Here is a 21,176-nt window from a genome sequence, read left to right on the forward strand (position 1 = left end):
GCGCGGTGGCCGGGTTCGATTGGTCGGGGACGGTTCTTATTGGTAGATGGCGTCGCTGTATTCAGCGACTGTCAGAGATACCGTGTTATCTGTGTTCGGTTTGATGCTGTTGACAGTCCATAGCTGACTGTTCAACTCCTCCACCGTCGCAATGAGATAGCGCGACGGGAGCTGGACAGTGTCTCCGTTCCATATGTTGAGCTGAATGTTGGGTATTGCCGCAGTGAAGCCATAGTTCGTGTCAGTGCGGGCGGTTGCCAGATAGCGCAGTGTCGGGTTGCCCAGACTGTCGGTCACCAACACATACATCGAGCCTGTAAACGTGATCGGCTCGCTGGTATCGAAGTCATTCCCGGCGCGGCCGGTGATGTAACCCTGCTGCTGGTTGCTGTCGTAGATATCAGGCATCTGAATGACGCTGCCAACCTGGATAATTCCGTCCTCAAACACTTTGGCGTTCATCTTCACGCGCGAGTAGATCAGGCGTTTGGTTTCGCGCAGAGCTCGCTCCCTGGCCTGGTACTCGTTACGGAAGCCGACTATCTCCAGCTTGTTCGGGTTTTCCGCTTCTTGCTCGACGATGGCGCCATTCAGCACGCGGTAGTTGATGTAAGTCTTGTTGTTCGTGGTCGGGTGAACATAGGACACCTGTACGCCGTCGTAGCCGCCAGGAAGCGTGGCCTCGTACGTCATTTTGTACTCGTCCGTCTTCATGTTGGCCCGGTTGAATACGGCAGCCGGATAGTCAACCTTCTGGTCGCGAGTGAAGGTCAGCACGCCGTCATCCCAGTACGCCACCACCGACGCCGCATTGCAGATCGCCTGCACGCGGTCTCCCAGTGAGTCGTTCTCGTCGTCAAACGTGTAGTCGAAGTAGCCAAGGCGCTCGTCAGGCAGACTTTCAGCGATAGAGTACAGGCCGTACAGGTCAATGCTGCTTACCGGCTGTTCACCCATAATCAACCAGGTATGCGCCACCGCATCAGCGAACGAGCGCGACGGCCGCAGCGTGTAATCCACCGTTTGCGTGTCGAGGTCGTATGTGATGGTGTGGCGCGTCACCAGCGCGTTATATTTGCGCTCACGGCTGCCAAGAGCATTCTCAGTCGCCCTCACCTTCACCCGCACCAGCGTATCGGTCGGGTGGACGACATTCGTACGGATGTTAATGCTGTGGATCTCTTCGACCTTCAGCAGTGACGCGTCGCCGGAGTTGTCCGTGCGCTGAAAGCTGACCGCGTATTTCCCGAAGCCGCCGGTGGGTGTGATTTTGTCGGTGCGGTAGAAGACTTCACTTGTCGACTGGTGCGGCGTCGTCTGTCGGTACGTGAAGGTCTGCTGCGTGCCCGGCACTTGGTTGTAGTCGTCGTCGATTTTCCAGATGACCACCTTCCAGTTCGTTTCTTTCTTGCCGCCCAGGCTGGACTGGGTATGAAGCCACAGCTGTGTTGACTCAACTGGAGAGAAGAACGGCCCCACTACCAGCGCCTCGTTATCGTTCAGGATGAATTTCGTGGTGTTGATCGTGGCGTTAGACGGAATGTCCTGCGGCCCCTCCAGCTGGTTCATCGTAAACGTGTACCAGCGCACCGGGTTAACAACCGCGCCGTCGTTTGTTTCAACGGCGGAGATCAGCGTGCCGGAGAATGTCGCATCGGTAGTCACGTTGCCGGAGGCCGTGCTATACGTCACATTGATGGTGAAGGTTACAGCGTGCGGCAGAACCAGCCCCATGAAATAGTCGAACTCAGCCTGCTTAACGATTTTCATCGCTATCTGGCCGCCAGAATACGTTCCGCTGACCACCGTGTTTGCCGTTGCTGTTTCGATAGGGAAGTCGCTGGCTTCGTTCTGCCCGGGAACCTCCTGACCGTCAACGTCATCGAACCCGTAGCCTTCGACGATCTGCGGGATTACTTCTCCAGGCTGGAAGAACTGGAATTCGGCACCTGCCAGAGAGCCCAGGCTGGATTCTGAGTAGCGCACGGACTCGTAATCATATTTTCCGATCCCGATGCACATCCACTCTGTAACGTACTTCAGGCCGCCGTCGGTGGACGTCTGGTGCACATATTCGAATACCGACTCCTGAATCAGATCCGGGAACGAACGAATCTGGCCATAGATATCCGGCTTGGCCTTGTAAACGCGCGCGGTGTTTGTCTGACCGGTCAGGCTATTGTTCGGTGAGTCGACGGTATTACCGCCGTTGTTCGCGATTGCCGGCTTTGGCGCCAGGAACGAAAACACCTGACCAACCACTTTAAAGATCGGGCTCAGGATGTCGCCGACAATGCCCTTTGGCTGGTCGAATATCTGGATGTAGTCCAGCTCACTCAGTTCAAACGCCAGATCATCATCGTCGCCCAGCTTTACGCCGTTGCGGACGATCAGCAGATCGCGATGAAAGGTAGCGTCATTGGCCGCCAGCCAGTCATAAAAAAGGGTGCCGTTTGGCACCCTGCAACGCAGCTTAGGCGTTCCTGGAAAATTCGATATCTCAACCAGCGCCATATTCGAAAAACTCCACTTTGGTGAATGCCCGCTGAATGACCAGCAACGAGTCCATGCGTACGCTTCCGTTCTCGCCGCGTGAATGCAGCGCCTGCCTGTTAAGCACCAGCCCAACATGCGCCGGTTGCGCGCCGCGGTATCCGACGAATATCCCCCCTTCGACCGGCATATCGACCTGGCGCCAGAAGACGACGTCGCCCTGATAGCAGGTGAAGAAGTCGGACCCGGCTTCGTAGTCCGGCGTCTGGTGCAGCTCAATGCAGAGGACGTGCCGGTAATACAGCACGCACAATCCCCAGCAGTCGACTTTCTCGAACGAACAGGCCCGGTTAGACCACGGCACGCCTATCATCCTGCTGATAAAATCAGAGGTACTGAAGGCCAGTGTATTCCGTTGGGTCATAGAGCCTTCCGATGTTGTTGTTAAGCGGGTTGGTGACAGACAGAGTGACCGATGCGGCGTCGGCATCGATGTCCACCGTCTTGACGTAAAGCTGCCACGACTTTATCGGTACCGACACATCGCCGCTGTCGAAGATCTGCCGCGTGGCCGTAATAGCTGTTAGCCGAGCCGCCCCTTTCCACTGCTTCATGAGAGCTTTGATGTCAGACGACAGACGCCCTAACTTCACCGTAGCGTCAATCACAGGAGTACCGCTCTGCTGACTCTCTTCGATTTCAAAGCGCGCTGGCGTGTACGTCTGCCTGCTGAGCGTCTTCGGGAAGAACTGCTTATCGACCAGGCGGACGTAGCCAAAGGATGGATGGTAGAACGTAATGGTGTCGTACAGTCCGCGCGTCGGGCGTTGCTGCTTATACTCCCTGAAGCTCGGCATTACGGCACCCTCGGTAGTGATTCCGGATCGCGCCCGTCCGGATAACCCGTGACAACGATATCCAGCCACGAATCCCACGGCGGCGGCAGTTCAACAATGATGTCGTCAAACTCGTCATCGGCGTTGTACAGGTGATTGGCAATAACGGTTCCCGTCCAGGTCACCACTCCGCCATCGATACTGGTTTGCACCGGCATCTGGGTGAAATGAAGCTCCTGGAGTTGCAGGCCACTACCACCCAGATTGATATTCATCCGGAACCAGTTCAGGCCCCGGTTGAGATAGTTTGGGCTGCGTAGCCACTGCTGGAATGCTCGTTCCTCAGCCAGAGTGAAGATCCACGTCAGTGACCAGGTCACTTTCAGGTCGTCGGTTTGATTCTCGAAGATAGCCGGGCCGACCGCTGGCTGATCGGTCTGGAAACCGGTATCGAGTGTCATGTTTTTGCTGGCCTTCTGCGCCAGCGGCAGCCAGTCGGGATAGTCGATAATTGGCATCAGCCCTGCCCTCTTGGCGTGCGTTTAACGTTCATGTTGCTGGTTATGGCGTTACTGATTGGCCCGCCGTTGTTCAGGTCAGCGACAATTACATCCACCGTCACTCCACCATTAGCATCCGTACCGGCCTGAGCATCGACCGAGGATGACGTGTAGTTCTTGATGTTGATTACCACCCCTCCACCTCTGCCGGCAGTCATCTCCTTGTTGCTGATCACCCTGCCATTGTCGCCCGGTATCATGTACTGCTTACCGGTGCTGGCCTGGTAAATCTCCGGCATGCCGCCTTCGCCGACTTGATACATCCCGCCTGCACTCACCGGGCCGCCATTCTTACGCTTACCAGCAACTCCCATAGCCAGCGCACCGAGAACAGCACCAATTCCTATGGCAGCTGCTCCACCGAGTGTACTGATAGACGCCAGCATTGCCGCAGGCGTCCAGGCCGCCGTTTGTGTCGCAGCTGCCGCGGTACTTGCTGCCGTAGTGGTAGCAATTCCTGCGGTTTGAGCTGCTGTCGAAACTGCCACAGCTGATGTCGTAGCGGTCTGGCCCATAATCGCCGACTTAACCCACTCGAGGCCCATCTGCACGAACGAGTTAACCACGCTGTTTAGGACTGTCATGCCAATGCTTCTCATCGCATCGCTGGCCGACATACTTCCGGTGACAATGCCGGTCAGCGCATTGCTGGCCACCGAACCAAGAGAGTCGAAAGCCGCAGCCGCTGCCTGAGTGGCCGCGTTCTGTTGCGCCCACTCTTCCCACATCGCAGCGTTACGCTGATCACGATACTGCTGCTCGATAGCGGCGCGCGCTGCCTCAGCCTCCCCGATCTTCTGCGGATAAAGCTGCGCGTAAAGCTGGATGTCAGCAATGTCTTTCTGATACTGGCTATCCAGACCTGCGGTTTTACTGGTTTTGCCCTGGATGGTACTGAACTTATTTGCAGCCTCAGTGCGCTCCCGTTCAGCCTTAGCCTGCTCACGCAATGCGTTGGCATTGTCCCAAGCTTTACCTGCCAGTTGGCCGGCCAGCAGAAGTTGCTCCTGCGTGGCTGTGTTGCCGAGAGACTGCTGCGCATTAAGCACGGCCTGAGCTCTGGACAGTTCACCGACACTGCCAGCTGAGAGCTCGGCCTTCTGCCTCAGCTCGTCCAGTTTTTGGTTAACAGTTTCCTGCGCTTTAGCGTACTGTTCTGCCTCTTTCTGAGCGGCTGACGCTCCACCCTTCGACTTGCTCCCGGTGGTCGTTGCCGTGGTTTTTATCTCGATCGGCTTGGTGTTGGCGGCGGCCTGAGATTCTTTGGTTACAGCCGCCAGATCGCCAACCAGAATGGCGGCTTTATTGCTCAGCCCGGCCAGCGCTTTGTTTTGCGCCTCCCAGCCATCAAGCCCCAGCCATGACCAGGTTCGGGCCCGTCGGGTAAACATTTCTGCCGTGCTGTTCAGATCTGAAATCTGCGCATCCGCTGAGATTGCTTTGCCCACCAGCCTGTCGAGCGCAGCTGTCATTGAATCGATAACTGCCACCAGGCCGTTACTCGCACCTGTTGCCTGGTTAACTGAATCGATCATCGACAGGAATGAGTTTGTCAGCGCGGTATTAGCCTGTGAAAGCGTGCGCGGGAGTTTCTCGAACTCTGCATTCACTGAGCCGGTTTGCTTCTGAATGGCGTTGAGAGCATCTTCTGCCGTCAGTTTCCCGTCCAGCATCAGCTGACGAAGTTCTCCGATACTTACACCCATCCCGGCGGCAATCTGGCGCGCCAGTTCCGGCATTTGCTCAAGGATGGAGTTGAACTCCTCAGCCCGGACAGTACCGGATGAAATTGACTGGCCGAACTGACGAAGAGCATTCGCCATTTCTTCTGTCGAGGATCCGCCAATGCGACCTATTTTCTGAAGTGTTTCGGTGAGCTGGATTATCTGGCCGTTGGTCGCTCCGGTATCGCGCAACGCCGTGCTGAGAGTTTCCCACAGCTTCGCAGTGTCCTGAAGAGAACCGCCAGTTGCCGAACTGATACGGATCAGATTCTGCATCGTCTGCGAGGCTGTTGTTGCGCTACCAGTAAGCCTCTCTATACGAGCGTTGAGCTGGCTCATGTTGTCAGCAGCAACGAGAAACGCCTTACCCCAGTCAACAACGAGTGAGGCGGCAATTGCCCCGGCGACGCGGTTGATGTTCGTCTGCAACTCATCCATCTTTTTGGCTGCATTGGTCGCCGAGTTGCCGATGGAGTCGAGCGACTTATTGGCCTTTCCCTGCGCCTTGAGCAAGCCAGATACATCGGCCTCGATGTCGTAATAAATCTCGCCTGCTTTCTCAGACATCAGTTCTCTCCGGGCATAAAAAACCCACCGAGTGGTGGGTTAGTTATTCGTTTCGTTTATTGGCATCGTTCGGTGTAGGCCGGCGGTGGGGGCGTATCTTTCGAGCTGAGGAAGTGATCACCAAGGGTGTAGTCGACACCTTTCGAGAACATCCCCTTCGATTTCATTTTCAGCTCAACGAAGAATGGATGAAACCCTGCATAGGCACCGAAACCGTTCTTTCCGTTAATCTCCCCGCAAACAACTGCGTTAACACGGCCATCATCGGCATCTGTCATCTTCACAACTTTCACGTTGCGGAATTGCGCGCTGCCAGGATCCAGTAGATTGGCGGACACTTCAGATTGTGCCAGCGAAATAGCCTTTTCCTCGCCCGGCTTGCAGCCAGCCAGAACCAGTGGAATCACCAAAGCCAAAAGTATTTTTTTCACTCTTATCCCCTGAGTTTTATTGTCGAGCCATATTACGCCCGGTCAGGCGATTACGGTACATCCATTATTAACTCAGGAGGCTTTCTTTGCTGATTTTTCGCGCTCAATCATTTCCTGCCAGCGGCGATCGTCATCGTCCATAACAGCGTCGTACTCTTCCCTGGTGAAGCCTTTCTGGTCAGGGTATTTGGCGTTAAGCATCATGGCGAACTCGGTCATGGTAAGGTTTTCAGCCTCTTCCCTGCTGATCCCGAAATGGTTGCGCGCCGCCATGATGTATTCAGTCGCATGAAACTCCGGCGTCGTTTCCTTGCTTTCGTGCTTCTGCAACTTACGAACCTTCGCCCGTCCGATAACGCCATGCATGATCAGTGACTGAGCTATCAGAATCAGGTTCTCCGGCGGAAGCGCTCCGCGGTGCCATACGAATGTGCGCCGGCCAGTACGTGAAGGATCATGCCATCCTGTCAGTTCAGAAACGTCCTCGTCACAGCAGGACTGAATGACGTTAATAGCCGATAGTAATGCATCACGCACAAACGCGGCAGAGCCTGCTGCATCAAGTGCCCAGCGCGGCAGCGAAACGTCACCGAAATAGTGGGCGTAAAATCTGCGCTGATGCTCTAGTATCGCACTGTGAATTTCGCGCGCCGCTTCAAGCATCTTTGCTACGTCGTCATTGAACAGCGCATAGAAAGTGCGAACGATATGTTCTGGCTCGCCGATCCGAGTCATGTTACGGAACGATGGCCGGAAGAAGTATTCACGGCCGCCAGCACCAATCAGGCACTCTCCAATTTCTTTCAAAGGGGTCATATCGCTCTCCATAACCAGTATCAAGGGCAGCACGCCGCCCTTTGTAGTGATTACGGTGCGGCAGTAACGGTAACGGCGCAGGTGTCGGTGAAATCACCGTCAGCAGTAGTAGCCGTAATAGTCGCGGTTCCCTCGGCAACTGCTGTCACCAGGCCTGTTGAACTGACGGTGGCAATCGAAGGTGCTGAAGTCGTCCAGGTGATCGCCTTGTTAGTCGCATCGGTTGGCTGAACCGCGCCGCTCAGCTGCTGGGTTGCGCCAACGACCAGAGAAGCAGTTGCAGGGTTAACCTCAACGCCAGTGACATCGATGGAATCAGCGACTTCAAACACAACGGTGTCGGCGTCGTAGACCTTCCACTCGCCGGAGAAGGTGGAGATATCGTTGGTACCGAAATCACCAGACCATGAAGTGGTGTTCATGTATCCCTGGATATAAGTACCGGCGTTCTCACCAGCAAAGTCGAAACGAACCCACAAGTTAGGCTGACGGCCTGCCTGAACTTCGTCGAAGATGTACTTCGATAGACGCCACGCGCCGATCTCGTTATCTTTGTCAGACTTGCGGAACTCCCCTTCTCCGGAGATTGTCAGATCCATGTTGTTGACCAGGTTCTCCACCAGCCCTTTAGCATCATCTGCCTCGGAGTTGATGGTATTCATCGAATAGTCGATGCCCTTGGTCGTCATAGCGCCGAGACGCTTCCATTCTGAAAGCGCTGGCACTGTGTCGGGGCAGCCAAAGGCCATGCGTAGCACAGCTACTTTCCCGATCAGCTTGCCAAAATCATTAGCACAGCCTTGCATGTGTACCTCTCAAATAAAAAAGGCCACCGGATGGCAGCCTGATGGGTTGGTGATGGGGTTATTCGCCGTAGACACACATGAACTGGAGTCTGAAGACCAGGCGGCCCTCTTCGGTCAGGATAGGTGCTGGCATGTTTCCGAGGTTTTGAATAAGGCCAAGGCATTCGTCGGTAATGTCGTTCTGTTCGACATAATTGATGATTTCCTGAGCCTTTTCAGCGGCTGCTCGGCGTTTATCCTTGGCGGAGATGATATCCACCAGCACGTAGTGGTCAGATCCGAGGTCATTTCGGATGTCGGTACCACCGTTAGGACGGAACACGATGAATGCGTCGGTTAACTTGGCTGTGTCGTCCCACGCCAGCAACTGAACAATGAAGCCAGTGGTAAGCCCGGCATCAACGAAGTAGTTACGCACTCGCTCATACATGGCTGGTGTCATACTGAAAGCTCCTTGCGCATCACGGCATCAATCTGGCTGCGGGTGTCTTCAAAGCCTTTGGTGAGGAACTCTTTCTGCGCGGTGGCGCGACGGAAGGTTTGCGGCACATTCGGATCGTGAACGAAAACAGCATAGTTGAACGCATATCCCACCCGACCTGTCAGCCGAACGCCGTTGTTTATCAACTCCCGATACTGGCTATTAAGCAGTGTTGAGGTGTCGATCGGAGTGTACAACGCGGCCTGGGAGCTGCCGATTATCATCGCTGACTGTAATGCCCGGACAACATTGCGCCCTTTCACGTCGTTGATAATGCGGTTGAGCCCGGCTTTCGACTGCTTAACGCCGCGTACTTTGATGCCCATGGCTACACTACCGTCAGGATGGCGTAATCATCCGCAAGGCGCTCGAACGTGTCGGCGTAACGGATAACTTGCCGCACCTCGTCGGCACCGGCGACAACCGGGTCAGCCTCGGTCGACACACCAATCAGCAGGTAATCACCCGCGGCGGCCAGCGCAAACTCCGTCCAGACGGTATTTTTCACGACGATTTCAGCGCCCAGGCTGGCTAACTTCTTGCTGAGTCCGCCCTCATAATCGCAGAGGATTTGCTCAGGTCCGGCATAACCAAGCGGATCGCCGTATTCGTCATTACCTTCCAGTTTGCGCCAGATGGTCGCCGTGGCGGTGTAAGACCAGTTGGCAACGCTGCTCATAGAGCGAATACCTCCACCTTCTCAACGATTCTGAAATCATCAAGAGGCCGCATCGAGCCTGATTGGCTGGCGAGGCGCCTAGCATCAGCCTGCTCCAGAAAGTCAGCTTTGGCTTTCTCGTAAGTTTCAGCATGCCGGCCAATAAACTTAACGCCGGAGTCGTTTATCCAGATGAACAGCGACCAGTTGTCTTCGCATTCAAAGGCATGGACTTCATAATTTTCAGCCATCTTTCCACCTCAGCACCTTCGCGCCAGTCGCCCGGATGCGCGGGCAATTGATGAACCACTCGCCATCCGATTTCACGTAGCCGGTAGTCTCCCGCCCGGTGTCGGTCATCACCCAGACGCGGGTGAACGAACGCGGCAGACCGTGCTTAACTGATTTGTACGTCATCAGCAGCCTCCGACCACCATGAACAGGCCGACACTGTTTCCGGCGCTGATCGGCAACTCGCTGGCGCAACCGCTGGTATCGAGACGGGCCAGTGAGTCGCGAAGCCAGGTGATGCTGTCGTCGCCATATTCAAACGAGCGGGACGCACCAGACGGTGCACCCTGCGATTTGATGCGGCGCGCACCGGAAGACGTAGCCATCAGCGCTGCTGCGTACATCAGGATCAACTTCGCGGTGCACTCGTCATACCCCGCGCCATCGAGGCACGGGATGATCTTGTTTACCACGCAGAGAATCGGCTCCAGCAGCGCGCCCGGGATGGAGTAACCCAATTCACCGAGGAACGCCTGCACGTCTGCCGCTGTGATTGGGTCAGCCATGGTTATTTCGCCTTCTTGATTGCTTCCGCCAATGCTGCTTCGGCTTCGTCAGCGCGTTTGGTTTCTGCTGCCAGTGCGTCGGCGTGAGCCTTGTCTTTAGCTTCACCATCGGCGATTAGCTTTTGGTTCTGCTCCAGTGCGTCGGCGAGTTGCTTTTGCAGGACAGACAGATCGCCTGACGGCGATGACGGCGTAGCCACTTCGAAGGCAAGCTTCTCGCCTTTCTTCTTATCGGTCTCCTTCGCCTTGCCAGTGCTGATCCAGCGCTCAGCTGTTGCGTCGTCCACATCCACCACCGAACCAACCTCCAGTTTGCGGAGGTTGGCACCGGCGTGCAGGTTACTTGCCACGATTTCTACCAGTGCCATAATTTATCCTTAGCTTGATGCGTGAATTACGGAGTATTTGTTGTCGATGTCCTGCTTGACCATCAACCCCATTGCACCCCAGGTGCGCCAGATGTAGTCGCTGTTGTACTCCGGCCGCGGAGATGCAACGGTACCGATAGCCTGGCCGACGATTGGAGCGATGACGCCTGCACTCAGTGGAACGATGACGATTTCGTTACCTGTGAGCTGGCTGTCTTCTTTAATCGCTGCAACACCGGTCAGTTTCAGGATTTCATCCATGATCGTGCCGGACTGGAAGTTGTCGGAGAAGTAGCGTTCCAGGTTGGAGATGATTTCGCCGGATACATACCAGGTCTGCTCTGCATACTGATTGTTTACGCGACGCATCTGATCACGCAGTGCGATTGCTCCAGCGCGGATGTCCTGAGACGTTGCTGTGTCAGAGGTAAAATCGATGTTCAGGCCTGAAGCGCCAAGGTCGATCTGCGCTACGCGCTCATCGTCACGCAACCCTTTCCAGGTCAGACCGTCAAACACTGCGAAGTTGCCAGCTTTGTCGCGGAAGCCGTTGAAGATGTAGTCAACGTAACGACGCTGAACGTCTTCAACCGAACCACGCTGCGCATCAGCCTGCGATTGCAATGCCTGCGGGCTGTTGAAAATTGGATCACGCCATTCGAACTTAAAGCCCGAGTCGTGGATAGGCACCATGGTGCCATCGAAGGAATAGCTACGAGCATCGAGTGCCGCGCCGACCTGTCCGGACATGGAAGTGTGAGCCCAGCCGCGGCCACCGGTACGAGCGTAGTCGTAACGAGACTGTTCGATTCGAACGGAGCGAGAAAGCGGCATTAGATCGTTCAGCAGAGTGAACTCGGTATTCGGCTCGAACTGCTGAAGAACAGTTGTGTCGAAAGCGCGATACAGGCGACGAATATCGTCAACTGCGTTCACCGCATCGAGATAAGGAGCGTTTTCTGCATCGCCACGGAACTGAGTGCGCGCCAAGAAATCCGCTGCTGCCTGAGCACTGGCGTTTCGCTCAATTTCAAGAGCGCGCCATTGCGCCTGATTTACCGCGAGGTTACCGGTCTTTTCACCGATAGACTTGGAGAATACAAACATATCCGCTCCTTATTTGATTACGACACGAAGCAGATCACCTGCCGCCGCTGTGTATGATTTGTCTTCCTCGACGTAGCAGCGCACTGACTCATCGCCAGCAGCCACCTTGACTCGACCATTTGCAATAGAGAGCGCCTGTCCCTTGGTGTAGGTGCCGGCTGCGGCACGAACGTTGAGGAACATGCCCGGCAGAGGCTGAATACCTACGACAAGCTCGCCAGCAGGGATAGCGTCGTCCACTGACAGGCAGCGCAGATAGTCTTTGTTGGCCACATACAGAATTGCAGCCTCATTGCCATCTACAGAGGCAGTGAACTTGTCCGCTGCACTGAAGAAGCCAATGGTTCCAGGAGGGGTTGATGCCGCAGCTGCGCCTTCACGGTTAAGAAGCGGATTAGGGAACACGCCGCCGGCGTGGATGATATGCTTTCCGTCTTTAGCCATTTTTTACTCCGGCATTTCGCTGACTGATTGGTTGTTAGTAGCCTGATGGCGGAATGCACCGTTCAGGCCGAAAGAGGTCTGGCACTTGGCATACATCGCGTCGAGCGCCTTACCGTCCAGATCTTCGACTTCTTCATCGCTCATGTTCATCCCCAGCTTCACAGCCGCGCGCTTTTCGCCTTTTTCTTTGTCGGCGTTAGCGTTCAGGCTGTTGAAAACGACGTCCACGCGATCGGCGAGTGTTTTCGCCCACGCTGGCATCTCTTCGTTATTGGTGGCCTGCTCTTTTTTCTTGGGCTTGCCGGTTTCCGGGTCGGTTTCTTCATCGCCTTTTTTCTTGGCGGTGGCTTCTTCGGCCTTCATCTGGTTGTATGCGTCCATCAGCTCGGCGTCGGACTTGCCTTCGGTCGGCTTACCAGCGGCTTGCAGCGCATTGATAATCAGTTCTTTCATCGGATCGTTCTCTCCGTTGGTTTTAATCTCGTACTCAGTGGGTTTGCGCACGACTTCTACAGGTTCGCCGACGAACACGGCCTTGCCGTCGTCATCGATGAGGTACTTTTGCTTCAGGTATTTGTTGTCATTGCGGTAGATGAAGCTGTCCGGCCACACCGTTTCAGGCCAAAGCCACTTATCTTCGGCTTCACCCTCGCGCAGCTTGTCGCTGATGGCGCGGGAGATGTCGTCAAAAGAGAAGTTGGAGGCATTTGTGAAGAAGAATTTGGTTTTGTTGATCAGGCCATCGCGGGTGCAGTCGATTCCGTCAGCAAGGCGGACAACTTCAATCTGTTGCTCATCACCTTCTGAGTTAACGAAGATGCCCACGCCCTCCTCCGGCGTACCGGCGCCGGGCTCATCAAGCAGCACCGCCACATGGTCAAACATCATGTTGGTGGCGATCTCGTTGTACTTTTTGCCCTTCGACTCGCCGTTGGCGGCGATACCGGAATACAGCAGGCCTGTCGAGATATGAATCGGGTCGGAGTTGGTACCGGCCAGCATCTCATCCAGGCGGTTAATCAGGCGCTTGCCCTTGTCGCTGGATTCGGCGTACTGGCGGTTAACGTACATGTCGCCGGTCACCTTCCCGTCTTTATGGCTTACGTTCTGTAGCCAGGCGCCGACGTGGTACTCGTTCACCGCCCGGACATCGCGCGCCGACACATGCTTGCCGTCCACTTTCGGGTGGCCCAGCGGCATCGGGTTACGCTCGAGCGTGTTGTAGGCCTTTTCGATTTCTGCTGCCGGGTACAACTTCCGGTTCATCACAATATCGTCCACGACAGGCGTGATGCCGCGAACCACGATATGTGGCTTGTCGTCGATGGTTTCAGTGGTGATGTTTGAAGCGGAGTTGACGACGGTCAGCACGTTAACGCGGTTGCGTTTCATGCTGGGTCCTCATTGGTGGATTGCAGGCAATAAAAAAGGCCGCCGTGGCGACCTATATTCATTGAATGTTTATACTATTGATTGCTTTATCTGGGCACGGTTTGAGAAGTAAAAATTTCATGAGCACGCGATAAAGCTAATTTAAATGCCTCATGCTCTGCATTAATTTCTGCATTCCCATAATTTATAGGGCCAAGAGGGTTCGCGTTTGGTTTATACCAAGTATAAAAATTGCTTCCTTCAATTTCCAATCCGCCCTCAAATATAACTTTACACACGACCCTATAACTACTTGAAAGCTCTGACTTGTTGATTTCCTTCCAGTCAAAGCTGACCTTTTTAATTTTAAAGTCTGCGTTTTTTGAATCCATTTTTAACCTCACTTATCCTGTAAGGCATTATCATTTCAGCAAAAAATCAAGTTTGCCAGGCATTTCTCTCTTTCTTCAGCTTATCCGCCAGCCCTTCGTTGAATATGCTGCCGTCGTCGTTGAGAAGCACCGGAATCTGGCTGCAATAGCAGTTGTACCGGTTGCCATTCTCGGCGTAGAAGTCCCGCACCTCTTCTGTGGTGTAGACCTTGCCGTGACGGCTGGCGTGCCAGGTGCGCGTCGTTGGTTTGAGCGCTGACAACCACAGTAGGCCGGTATTCAGCCCCAGCCTGTCGGCTGCCCAGTCCGTTTCGTTCCACTGTGCCTGCCTCAGCGCGCCGACATGCTCAGTCTGGGCGATGGTTTTGGCCTTCGACATCGACACATCGAGGCGCTTGCTGATGACGCTGGCCGTCTCGCGAGGATTCACCCCGCGCGCTAACGCATCGGTGATGATGTTGGCCAGGTCGCCGCGGGCTGTATCGCTGATGACCTTCCAGTCACTGAACGTTGTCAGCCTGGCCGCCGCAATCTGGTTCAGGTAGCCCGGGCTGCTTAAAAGCTGCTGTAGCGTAGTCTGACTGGCGTACACCTGAGACTGCACCGACAGGTTGGTGAAGGCGTTTAGCGTGCCGCGGTCATATTCCGCAATGACGTAGTCCATCGCCCACAGGTTCTGGCTGCCGCCATCAAGAAGCTCATCATCCAGAATCGACTGCACAACTTGCAGCAGGTCGGCCAGTTCAGCAGCTGTCATGTCATAGAGGAACTTACCGGCATTGACCTGATACAGCGAAGGCTCTGCACCTTCGTTGTTACACATCATCCATGACCGCTGCACGTTCGCCTCTCGCTGCTGTCCTGTCAGCCTTTGGTCAAAGAGTGCCTTTAGCCTGCGCTTAATGCTCAGATACCGGCCTTCGATATCATTGAACATCCGGCTAACCTGTCGCGAGGACTGCGTCGGGTCAGCTTTATTGCGCTGTACGATTGGCGTCCCGATTCTGGTTTGCGCTGTCATCATCATCTGTCAGCGGATCCTTATCGGTTTGCTTTACATCAGGGTCAGGTGGCTGCACGACCTTGCGAGGCTCAAGCTCACCAACTGCGCGGATTTCGTTTTCATCCACTGTCGGAGTGCCGTATGCCTGCTGGGTATCTTTCGCCACGACAGCCATTGCCTGCATGTTGGCAATCTTCTCTTTCTCACTCGGTGCGAGCAGATCAGACCATGCCAGCGTAACCTCTCCGGATGTAGGCGGGTCAATGACACCTACTGTCCAGAAGCGCTCAAGCACGCTCTCGACCACCATCGACTGGAATCCCCATCGGCGGCCGTTACAGCGCTTCGCCCAGTCCGTCTTGTCCTCATCTGAAGCAAGGCGCCCCGTCTGTTGACCAAAGAGTATGGTGAACGGGCATTGAATCGAAGATGCAAACTCGTTGGCGGCCACCGTCCATGTAGGGGATGGATCGGCTGCTGCAACGGAGAGCACCGACGGCGTGCCTGCCTGCATTACCAGGGCAGAATCAGTGCCACGGTTCATCTTGGCGACTTTGTCGTTGAGCGCTTCGCCCAGGTCTTTGTAGCCAGCGTCTGTGGCTTGCTTTGACAGGTTCGCAATGTTGGTTTCTTTGTCGAACGCAATCCCGAGCTGGCGACTGGCATTCTTCAGGAACCCTTCGGCACTACCACCCGATACCTTTTCAAGGTCGAGAAGTTTGTTGTAGCCCGCGCGCAGGAAAGGCACGCCAGAGAGCATGTTTTCGTCTTCCGAGCCTTCGCAGAGGATGATGATTCGCTCAGGGTGTACTGTAACGCCGCGTACCGGACCATACGTGCCATCATCGCCTACGGGCTGCTCGTTGAAGTTGTACGAAACTGGCTGGCCATAAGTTTCTGAAAGCGTGTCAGTATCGAAGTTGCCCGGCTTGATCTGCGATTCCCACGCGGGGATCAGCTTAACGATGGGTCCGCTACCGATATTCCTCAGAGATTTAACCTTCGCTCGGTCTACCGGCTCGTGCCATTCTCTGCCGTCCCGGAACTGAATGAGCAATGCCGAGTACCGGCCAACCAAGTTACGGCGATCCGCATCCTTAATTTTCGGCCAGTGTTTCTTCAGCAATTTAGTAGCTGACTTCTCCCATTCCGTTGTCTCGGTTGACTCCTTTCCGTCGTCGCCGTCGATGATCGTCGGGTTATCAACCCAGCACGAATCAAGAAGCTTATGAACGGCGGCAAACGCCACCGCGTTGCGCTCATAGGCCCGGTAGTAGCGGTCGAACTCGAGACTATTTGGATAACCGAACTCATCCCATAACTTTGTGCGTTTGGTATTTCCCGGCTGGCCCGCGTACAGCATGCGCTGCCGCCCGATAGCATCAGCAAGGGCATTAACGAGGAACTGCTCCCCGGTGCTTAATTCACTCACTGATGAGCTCCTTAGAAGAATACTGCGCCGACCTGTTTGTGGTTGTTCTTCGCTACGGCAAAGTAGCGGAAACTGTCAGCGCCGTGTGATGTGAAGTCATGAAGCGGCTTATCTTTCCAGCAGCCGCGCTTGTCGTCCCACTCCTTGCGGTAGCCCTCGAGGTGAGATATGCCCTCGGCACACTTCTCCTCATCGAATACACAGGACGGGAGGATTTCGCGAACCGACTCAATGCCGGTGTCTATTCCGACTTTCGGAACCACCTGAAACGTCATGCTGTAAACCTGCCCGTCGATTTCATACCCTTCACGGGCAAGTTCTCTGCGGGATTTGGCGTCAGCACCGAATTCACGGTTATCGATGTCGTGCGGCCCCCAGTGCTCACCGTACTCATAACCCCTATCCTTCAGCACCTTCATGTAATGCCGCAGGCCTTCACCAGAGTTTTCGTAGTAGTCGATGATATGGAACTCTTCGCCAACCTCGCGAACGAACCAGATCGCCGTGGAGTCACCCACACCGATATCCCAGAACGTGTGTACCGGGAGGTGCGAGTTATCAGGGATTTGGCCGATCCGCTTATTGGTGTAGAGCCAGCGGAACTGTTTGGCGTAATACGCGCCCTCGACAGACTGCTGGAAGGCCTCGGCCGGAATGGTCGGGTATTCGCGATTCATGTCGTCGCCGAGCGTTTTCTCTTTGGCGTAGTACCAGGCTTTCTGGCGTTCGTTGACGACTACGCCGTGCTTAGCCTCCATCTCGGCGAAGTACTCAAGCAGGCGCGCCGGCAGCGATTCAACTGGGTCGATTGCGTACTGCGGATTCTTCCACCAGGAGAAGAAGAAAAACTTCCAGTCCAGTGCGGATAAGGGCTTACCCTGCAACAGTGCTTTCTCTGCCGTCTGGCAGTAATCGAAGAAGTAACCCGCCCGGCCCTCTGCTGTGCTCTCGATAGTAGCGAAGCATCCGGTCGATACCGCCTCAAACGCACCAGTGACGATCTCACGGGCTTTGTCAGGATACTTGGCGCATATCTTCCCGAACTCGGAAACGTGCAGGTAACGCAACGTGCCGCCACGAAATGACGTGCTGACGTAGAGTGATCCGCCCTTCTTAAAAACGAGCTCGCCAGACGAATCGTTGCTGGCCGGGTTGGCCGCCTTTATCTCTGCTGGAAGCTTGTCGTATGCGTACTTCACCTTTTCGCGGAACAGGCGCTTTGCGTCATTCAGTGTATGGGCAATCAGGGCGCACTTCGCCGACTCGAACAGGGCCGCGTCGAGCTGGATAATGCACACCTCAGTGGTGAAACCGAGCTGGCGAGCTTTCAGGATGATGTTGCGAGTGTGGATCCCCTCGAAGTATTCCCGCTGTTCAGGCGTCATCCTGAAGCGCGTGGGCTTACCCTCTTTGTCGGTGATCCAGTAAAGGTTATTCAGCCGCCAGTCTTTGTCGGCCAGCAGTTTGATGTGCTCAGGTTTCATTACGCCCCCTGAGACAATGAATCCATCAGGTCAGAAACTTGCTTAACAGAGTTGTCGCCTTCAGGCCCGTCTATGTCGTAGGCCTGTCGTTCAAGCCCTATCAGGTTCTTCAGCGCGTCGCTCAGTGCCTTAACTGACTTAACGCGCTCCGGCATGCTTATGACCTTGTGGTAAATCTCATTGAGCTTGTCCTGGCCTTTGTCGTCGGGGTCGTACATCAGCTCTCCGAGCTTTTCCAATGCGGCCACGTCTGCGCACTCCGCCCCCAACTCATCAAACAGGGCACTAGTTATCTGCCGGGCGCGCTTAATGTCACCGCGATGTTCCATACGGACATTGGCGATTACCTCAGCCGTCGCTTCGATGAGTACGCGTTCATTAAAAGTGACTTCACTGCGTACCTGTTTGCGTACCTCAGCTTTGCGTACCAGATCGTCTGCTCGTTCTTTCACCTTCGCATTCAGATCACGCGACCAGTCGTCACGCTTGGCACGCTTGCGGATAGCGCCTTCGCTGATACCGTGCTGTGAAGCTATTTCTCGGAGGGACATCACTCCGGCCCGGTACGCCGTCTCGATGGCCTCCCAGTCCGGTTTGCTCATTCGTTACTCCGTTGTTTGTTCTTCTGGCTGTTCGATCTGATCTGCCGGTACCGGCGTAAACTGCACGCGCTTCACATCGGCCGGAGCGAAGTAAAGCCACTCGCCCGTCTCGGTCGCCAGCGGCACAAAGCCGTTTACCAACTCAGGCTGACGTCGTGACATCTTGCCCGTGAAGGTTTCACCTGTTTGGGTGGTTAGCGTGATTTGGTAGATGTCGGACATTGAGAGCCTCTTTATCCGCTTGTGGGGATATTGCCATTACGATGGGAATACCCATGGTGATGGAAACAAAAAACCGCCCGGAGGCGGCTATTTTAAAAAGTAACCTTAATGGATATCTGAAAGTCAACTGCGGCTTGGAGGAGCTCCCTCCAACTTATCTCGCGTTGTCTGTATAACTCATGACTCATGAATAACTCTTCATATCGCTTGCCAACTTCATTTTGCTCTCCTTCAAGACCAGCAAGGACTAACTCATGAAAAGCAACAGCAAGAGCGGGTTTCATAGTAGAGTCAATGAAATCATCCAACCTAAGATAATCCTTTCCAAATTTCCCAGCTCTTTCAACGGCTACTCGGTACTCAAAAGATGCTCTTTTAAGTCTCACCATTTGATTATGCCTTTCTTGTTGGATCCAAGATTTAGCTGCCCAAAAGGCTATTACTGCTGTAGCTATTGCAGCAAACGCTGAGATAATGGCACCTACCATTGTAAAAAATGTCCACAAAGGAACGTTAGCAGAATTGTTTAAAATATCCATAAATCGACACGTGTCCAGATTAACCATCAGGATTTATGATAACTAAAAATCTCTTGATCTCTTAATCTGCGACTCCCTTTATTTAATCTTTCCCTGTTCGATTCTTTGTATTGCCGCCCGGTCGTAATTGCACTGCCCGACAATTCCATAAAGCGTCGCGTTCATCGAAACACTGTCACCGTATGAGGGATTGTCTGGCAGATCCGGCACATCAATGCGCGACGTCAGATCCGCCGGAAGGTTCAGGGCCGGCTGCTTTATCACCCGGTATTCCACGGGCGGCTTCTGCTGCTGAGCGCAACCGCTCAACAGCGGCATCAGGAACAGGAGCAGCAGCGCACTTATCTGCCGCCAGGTAGCGCTTAATCTCGCTCTGTAGCATTCGGTTCTGCTTTGCCGATTCAGCCCTTTGCTCTGCGACTTCAGACATGACCACGTTTTGCCTGTTAACGGCGCCAGCAAGTTCTTTAACGCTCCCCGCCAGATCGTCATTTTTAGCCCTCAGGTCGTTGATCTGCACATCCTTGCCGTCGTTAAGCTGTGTCAGCCTGTCGTTAGTCGCTGTCAGCTGTTGGTTGCGGGCATTAAGCCCCCACAGGCAGATAGCGACAAGGATGATGAACGCGCAAGGAATGAGAATGTGCGCATTATTTTTGAAAATGCGGAATAAACTGATTAACCCGAACATAAAACCCCCTTAGCTTTAGTCAAGCGGGCTTTCCTGTCCTCCAGTCCGTTGGTACCACCGTTGATGATTCTGGTGATGCGGCTAACATCATCTGAGTCAGCGATAGCATTAAGTCCGTGATTGCTCCACCAGGCAGCTGCGGATTCAGCGGCATATTGAGGCTGAGTAAGTAGTTCCGGGCTCTTCACGATATCAACGCCAAGCTGATTCACCAGCGCGGCGTAATTCGCTTTCCCCGTCACCTGAATCAGGCCGCGCCCGCGGTAACGATATCCATCACCACTGTTGCGATCGCCGTTCCCGTTCCGGTTGGCGTAGATGATGCTGCCAATCATTTTCTGGTCGGCCGGGTGAGCATTCTGGCCCGAGTCAACACGGCCATATTTGAAAGCGTCTTCCTGGCTAATTCGATTGCCGAACATCGCCAGCAACGCGCCGTATCGGTAATTCAGGCTCTCTTCCACATGAACGAAGCCAGATGATTCATGCCCCACCTGTGCGAGGAAGTGCGCCTGCCTTAACGGTGTGCTTATGTCGTACTTCTGCATTGCTGCCAGCACGACAGGAAACCACTTCCCGGCCAGTGCCGCACTGGTGCCGGTTGCTTGCTGGAATTTACTGAGGGTCAGCATTTGCCTTGTCTCCCGGTTCATTCAGGCCAAGGCGACGGCGCGCATAGGCAAAAAGCGAATCCACCCCCACATACCCGACGCCAGCCGAGATAGGCCAGCAAAGCTCAGGGGGGAAATTCCAGTTGAAGATTGCCCATATAGCCGTGAGTGTCGGCTGAGCGAAGAAGCAAAGGATCCCGCACATCGTTGCGCCGGCGATCCGGTCTTTCCACTTTGATTTCGCGCCGCGCGAGGTAGCGAGTATCGACATGACAAAAGCCAGTACCGAATAGCCAGCTTCGTTTTTGTGGTTTACAAGCCACGCAAGCATCACCGCCCAGGTATCTGGTCTGTCTTGCATAGTGGTTTTCTTCATGTTCGCACCTGCTTGGTGCTGGTTGATTAGGTCAGGCCCTCGGGACGATTTAACAAGTAGGCGTGTCGATGATGGTTCCCGGAGCCTGGAATAAAAAACCCGGCGACAGGCCGGGAAGATGAGGGTAAGGCAATGTCGGCTCTCTGGCCGAAGGGTCCCAGGTAGTGGGTTCTGTGTGTGATGACCGGCACTGTTTTTCCGGCATTGGGAGCCACCCCATCATTTTAGGCACTTCTCTGGTCGCTACCCGGCGATCAACCCGGACGACCATCTCATATCCAGCGCATCAGCCTGCGCATTCACCACAACGGTTAGAGCACTGCGCGGCACCTTTCACCAATCCGCGAGGTCTACGGGTTCAATGCTCT

Annotated in this window: 29 protein-coding genes; all 29 read right to left on the reverse strand. The window is 54.6% G+C overall.

Features of this window, described 5'->3' with window-relative positions; translation table 11 throughout:
• Positions 1-36: 36 nt before the first annotated feature.
• The 29 genes from DBR02_RS23095 to DBR02_RS23230 all read right to left on the reverse strand — a co-directional run bounded on the left by DBR02_RS23095 (position 37) and on the right by DBR02_RS23230 (position 20,808).
• Positions 37-2,514: a host specificity factor TipJ family phage tail protein gene (locus tag DBR02_RS23095; RefSeq protein ID WP_107535560.1), complete on the reverse strand. Its 2,478-nt coding sequence runs from the start codon at positions 2,512-2,514 to the stop codon at positions 37-39.
• Positions 2,501-2,866 carry an NlpC/P60 family protein gene (locus tag DBR02_RS23100; protein ID WP_107535561.1) on the reverse strand — a complete coding sequence of 122 codons (366 nt, stop codon included), beginning with the start codon at positions 2,864-2,866 and terminating at the stop codon, positions 2,501-2,503. Before DBR02_RS23100 ends, DBR02_RS23095 begins: the two co-directional genes overlap by 14 nt.
• Positions 2,867-2,879: 13 nt before the next feature.
• Complete coding sequence (locus tag DBR02_RS23105; protein WP_107535562.1) at positions 2,880-3,350, reverse strand: hypothetical protein; 471 nt, start codon at positions 3,348-3,350, stop codon at positions 2,880-2,882.
• Entirely contained in the window at positions 3,350-3,847 is a 498-nt protein-coding gene (locus DBR02_RS23110; RefSeq protein ID WP_013095994.1) for a hypothetical protein, read from the reverse strand. The genes DBR02_RS23105 and DBR02_RS23110 overlap by 1 nt, the downstream gene beginning before the upstream one ends.
• Positions 3,847-6,180 carry a tape measure protein gene (locus tag DBR02_RS23115; RefSeq protein WP_107535563.1) on the reverse strand — a complete coding sequence of 778 codons (2,334 nt, stop codon included), beginning with the start codon at positions 6,178-6,180 and terminating at the stop codon, positions 3,847-3,849. The genes DBR02_RS23110 and DBR02_RS23115 overlap by 1 nt, the downstream gene beginning before the upstream one ends.
• A gap of 56 nt (positions 6,181-6,236) precedes the next feature.
• On the reverse strand, positions 6,237-6,611 hold the full coding sequence (locus DBR02_RS23120) for a membrane lipoprotein lipid attachment site-containing protein (RefSeq protein ID WP_016245416.1): 375 nt from the start codon (positions 6,609-6,611) through the stop codon (positions 6,237-6,239).
• A gap of 72 nt (positions 6,612-6,683) precedes the next feature.
• Entirely contained in the window at positions 6,684-7,427 is a 744-nt protein-coding gene (locus DBR02_RS23125) for a DUF6246 family protein (RefSeq protein ID WP_107535564.1), read from the reverse strand.
• A gap of 50 nt (positions 7,428-7,477) precedes the next feature.
• Positions 7,478-8,233 carry an Ig-like domain-containing protein gene (locus DBR02_RS23130; RefSeq protein WP_107535565.1) on the reverse strand — a complete coding sequence of 252 codons (756 nt, stop codon included), beginning with the start codon at positions 8,231-8,233 and terminating at the stop codon, positions 7,478-7,480.
• A 58-nt stretch (positions 8,234-8,291) separates the two neighbouring features.
• A complete protein-coding gene (locus DBR02_RS23135; RefSeq protein WP_058692093.1) occupies positions 8,292-8,675 on the reverse strand; it encodes a phage tail termination protein in 384 nt (127 codons plus the stop codon).
• Entirely contained in the window at positions 8,672-9,040 is a 369-nt protein-coding gene (locus tag DBR02_RS23140; protein ID WP_107535566.1) for a hypothetical protein, read from the reverse strand. The genes DBR02_RS23135 and DBR02_RS23140 overlap by 4 nt, the downstream gene beginning before the upstream one ends.
• Before the next feature lie 2 nt (positions 9,041-9,042).
• Positions 9,043-9,393, reverse strand: a complete 351-nt coding sequence (locus DBR02_RS23145; protein WP_107535567.1) for a hypothetical protein — start codon at positions 9,391-9,393, stop codon at positions 9,043-9,045.
• A complete protein-coding gene (locus tag DBR02_RS23150) occupies positions 9,390-9,623 on the reverse strand; it encodes a hypothetical protein (RefSeq protein ID WP_107535568.1) in 234 nt (77 codons plus the stop codon). The genes DBR02_RS23145 and DBR02_RS23150 overlap by 4 nt, the downstream gene beginning before the upstream one ends.
• Positions 9,616-9,789, reverse strand: coding sequence for a hypothetical protein (locus tag DBR02_RS23155; protein WP_045335910.1), 174 nt, complete (start codon positions 9,787-9,789; stop codon positions 9,616-9,618). The genes DBR02_RS23150 and DBR02_RS23155 overlap by 8 nt, the downstream gene beginning before the upstream one ends.
• Positions 9,789-10,169, reverse strand: coding sequence for a DUF7370 family protein (locus tag DBR02_RS23160; protein WP_107535569.1), 381 nt, complete (start codon positions 10,167-10,169; stop codon positions 9,789-9,791). Before DBR02_RS23160 ends, DBR02_RS23155 begins: the two co-directional genes overlap by 1 nt.
• Before the next feature lie 2 nt (positions 10,170-10,171).
• Entirely contained in the window at positions 10,172-10,537 is a 366-nt protein-coding gene (locus DBR02_RS23165) for a hypothetical protein (RefSeq protein WP_048245855.1), read from the reverse strand.
• A 9-nt stretch (positions 10,538-10,546) separates the two neighbouring features.
• Positions 10,547-11,644 carry a major capsid protein gene (locus DBR02_RS23170; RefSeq protein WP_107535570.1) on the reverse strand — a complete coding sequence of 366 codons (1,098 nt, stop codon included), beginning with the start codon at positions 11,642-11,644 and terminating at the stop codon, positions 10,547-10,549.
• 9 nt (positions 11,645-11,653) lie between these two features.
• Positions 11,654-12,088: a hypothetical protein gene (locus DBR02_RS23175; RefSeq protein WP_032648633.1), complete on the reverse strand. Its 435-nt coding sequence runs from the start codon at positions 12,086-12,088 to the stop codon at positions 11,654-11,656.
• A 3-nt stretch (positions 12,089-12,091) separates the two neighbouring features.
• The gene (locus DBR02_RS23180; protein WP_107535571.1) at positions 12,092-13,480 is read right to left on the reverse strand and encodes a DUF2213 domain-containing protein; all 1,389 of its coding nucleotides are present in this window, start codon (positions 13,478-13,480) and stop codon (positions 12,092-12,094) included.
• Positions 13,481-13,566: 86 nt separating this feature from the next.
• Positions 13,567-13,851 carry a hypothetical protein gene (locus tag DBR02_RS23185; RefSeq protein WP_063938103.1) on the reverse strand — a complete coding sequence of 95 codons (285 nt, stop codon included), beginning with the start codon at positions 13,849-13,851 and terminating at the stop codon, positions 13,567-13,569.
• A 46-nt stretch (positions 13,852-13,897) separates the two neighbouring features.
• Positions 13,898-14,872, reverse strand: a complete 975-nt coding sequence (locus DBR02_RS23190) for a phage minor head protein (protein ID WP_173937212.1) — start codon at positions 14,870-14,872, stop codon at positions 13,898-13,900.
• Positions 14,826-16,217 carry a DUF1073 domain-containing protein gene (locus tag DBR02_RS23195; protein ID WP_228465715.1) on the reverse strand — a complete coding sequence of 464 codons (1,392 nt, stop codon included), beginning with the start codon at positions 16,215-16,217 and terminating at the stop codon, positions 14,826-14,828. The genes DBR02_RS23190 and DBR02_RS23195 overlap by 47 nt, the downstream gene beginning before the upstream one ends.
• Before the next feature lie 80 nt (positions 16,218-16,297).
• Positions 16,298-17,770 (reverse strand): terminase, encoded by a 1,473-nt coding sequence (locus tag DBR02_RS23200; RefSeq protein ID WP_107535574.1) that lies wholly within the window; start codon positions 17,768-17,770, stop codon positions 16,298-16,300.
• Positions 17,770-18,372, reverse strand: coding sequence for a hypothetical protein (locus DBR02_RS23205; RefSeq protein ID WP_107535575.1), 603 nt, complete (start codon positions 18,370-18,372; stop codon positions 17,770-17,772). Before DBR02_RS23205 ends, DBR02_RS23200 begins: the two co-directional genes overlap by 1 nt.
• Before the next feature lie 3 nt (positions 18,373-18,375).
• Entirely contained in the window at positions 18,376-18,594 is a 219-nt protein-coding gene (locus tag DBR02_RS23210) for a hypothetical protein (RefSeq protein WP_107535576.1), read from the reverse strand.
• Positions 18,595-18,686: 92 nt separating this feature from the next.
• Positions 18,687-19,133, reverse strand: coding sequence for a hypothetical protein (locus DBR02_RS23215; RefSeq protein WP_107535577.1), 447 nt, complete (start codon positions 19,131-19,133; stop codon positions 18,687-18,689).
• A 78-nt stretch (positions 19,134-19,211) separates the two neighbouring features.
• The gene (gene lysC, locus DBR02_RS27270) at positions 19,212-19,451 is read right to left on the reverse strand and encodes an Rz1-like lysis system protein LysC (protein ID WP_426724047.1); all 240 of its coding nucleotides are present in this window, start codon (positions 19,449-19,451) and stop codon (positions 19,212-19,214) included.
• Entirely contained in the window at positions 19,345-19,821 is a 477-nt protein-coding gene (locus DBR02_RS23220) for an Rz lytic protein (protein ID WP_107535578.1), read from the reverse strand. The genes lysC and DBR02_RS23220 overlap by 107 nt, the downstream gene beginning before the upstream one ends.
• The gene (locus DBR02_RS23225; protein WP_063864135.1) at positions 19,809-20,453 is read right to left on the reverse strand and encodes a glycoside hydrolase family 19 protein; all 645 of its coding nucleotides are present in this window, start codon (positions 20,451-20,453) and stop codon (positions 19,809-19,811) included. The genes DBR02_RS23220 and DBR02_RS23225 overlap by 13 nt, the downstream gene beginning before the upstream one ends.
• On the reverse strand, positions 20,437-20,808 hold the full coding sequence (locus tag DBR02_RS23230) for a phage holin family protein (RefSeq protein ID WP_048961198.1): 372 nt from the start codon (positions 20,806-20,808) through the stop codon (positions 20,437-20,439). The genes DBR02_RS23225 and DBR02_RS23230 overlap by 17 nt, the downstream gene beginning before the upstream one ends.
• Positions 20,809-21,176: the final 368 nt, after the last annotated feature.

It is taken from the genome of Enterobacter cloacae complex sp., assembly GCF_900322725.1.
GTDB classification, from domain to species: Bacteria; Pseudomonadota; Gammaproteobacteria; order Enterobacterales; family Enterobacteriaceae; genus Enterobacter; species Enterobacter quasihormaechei.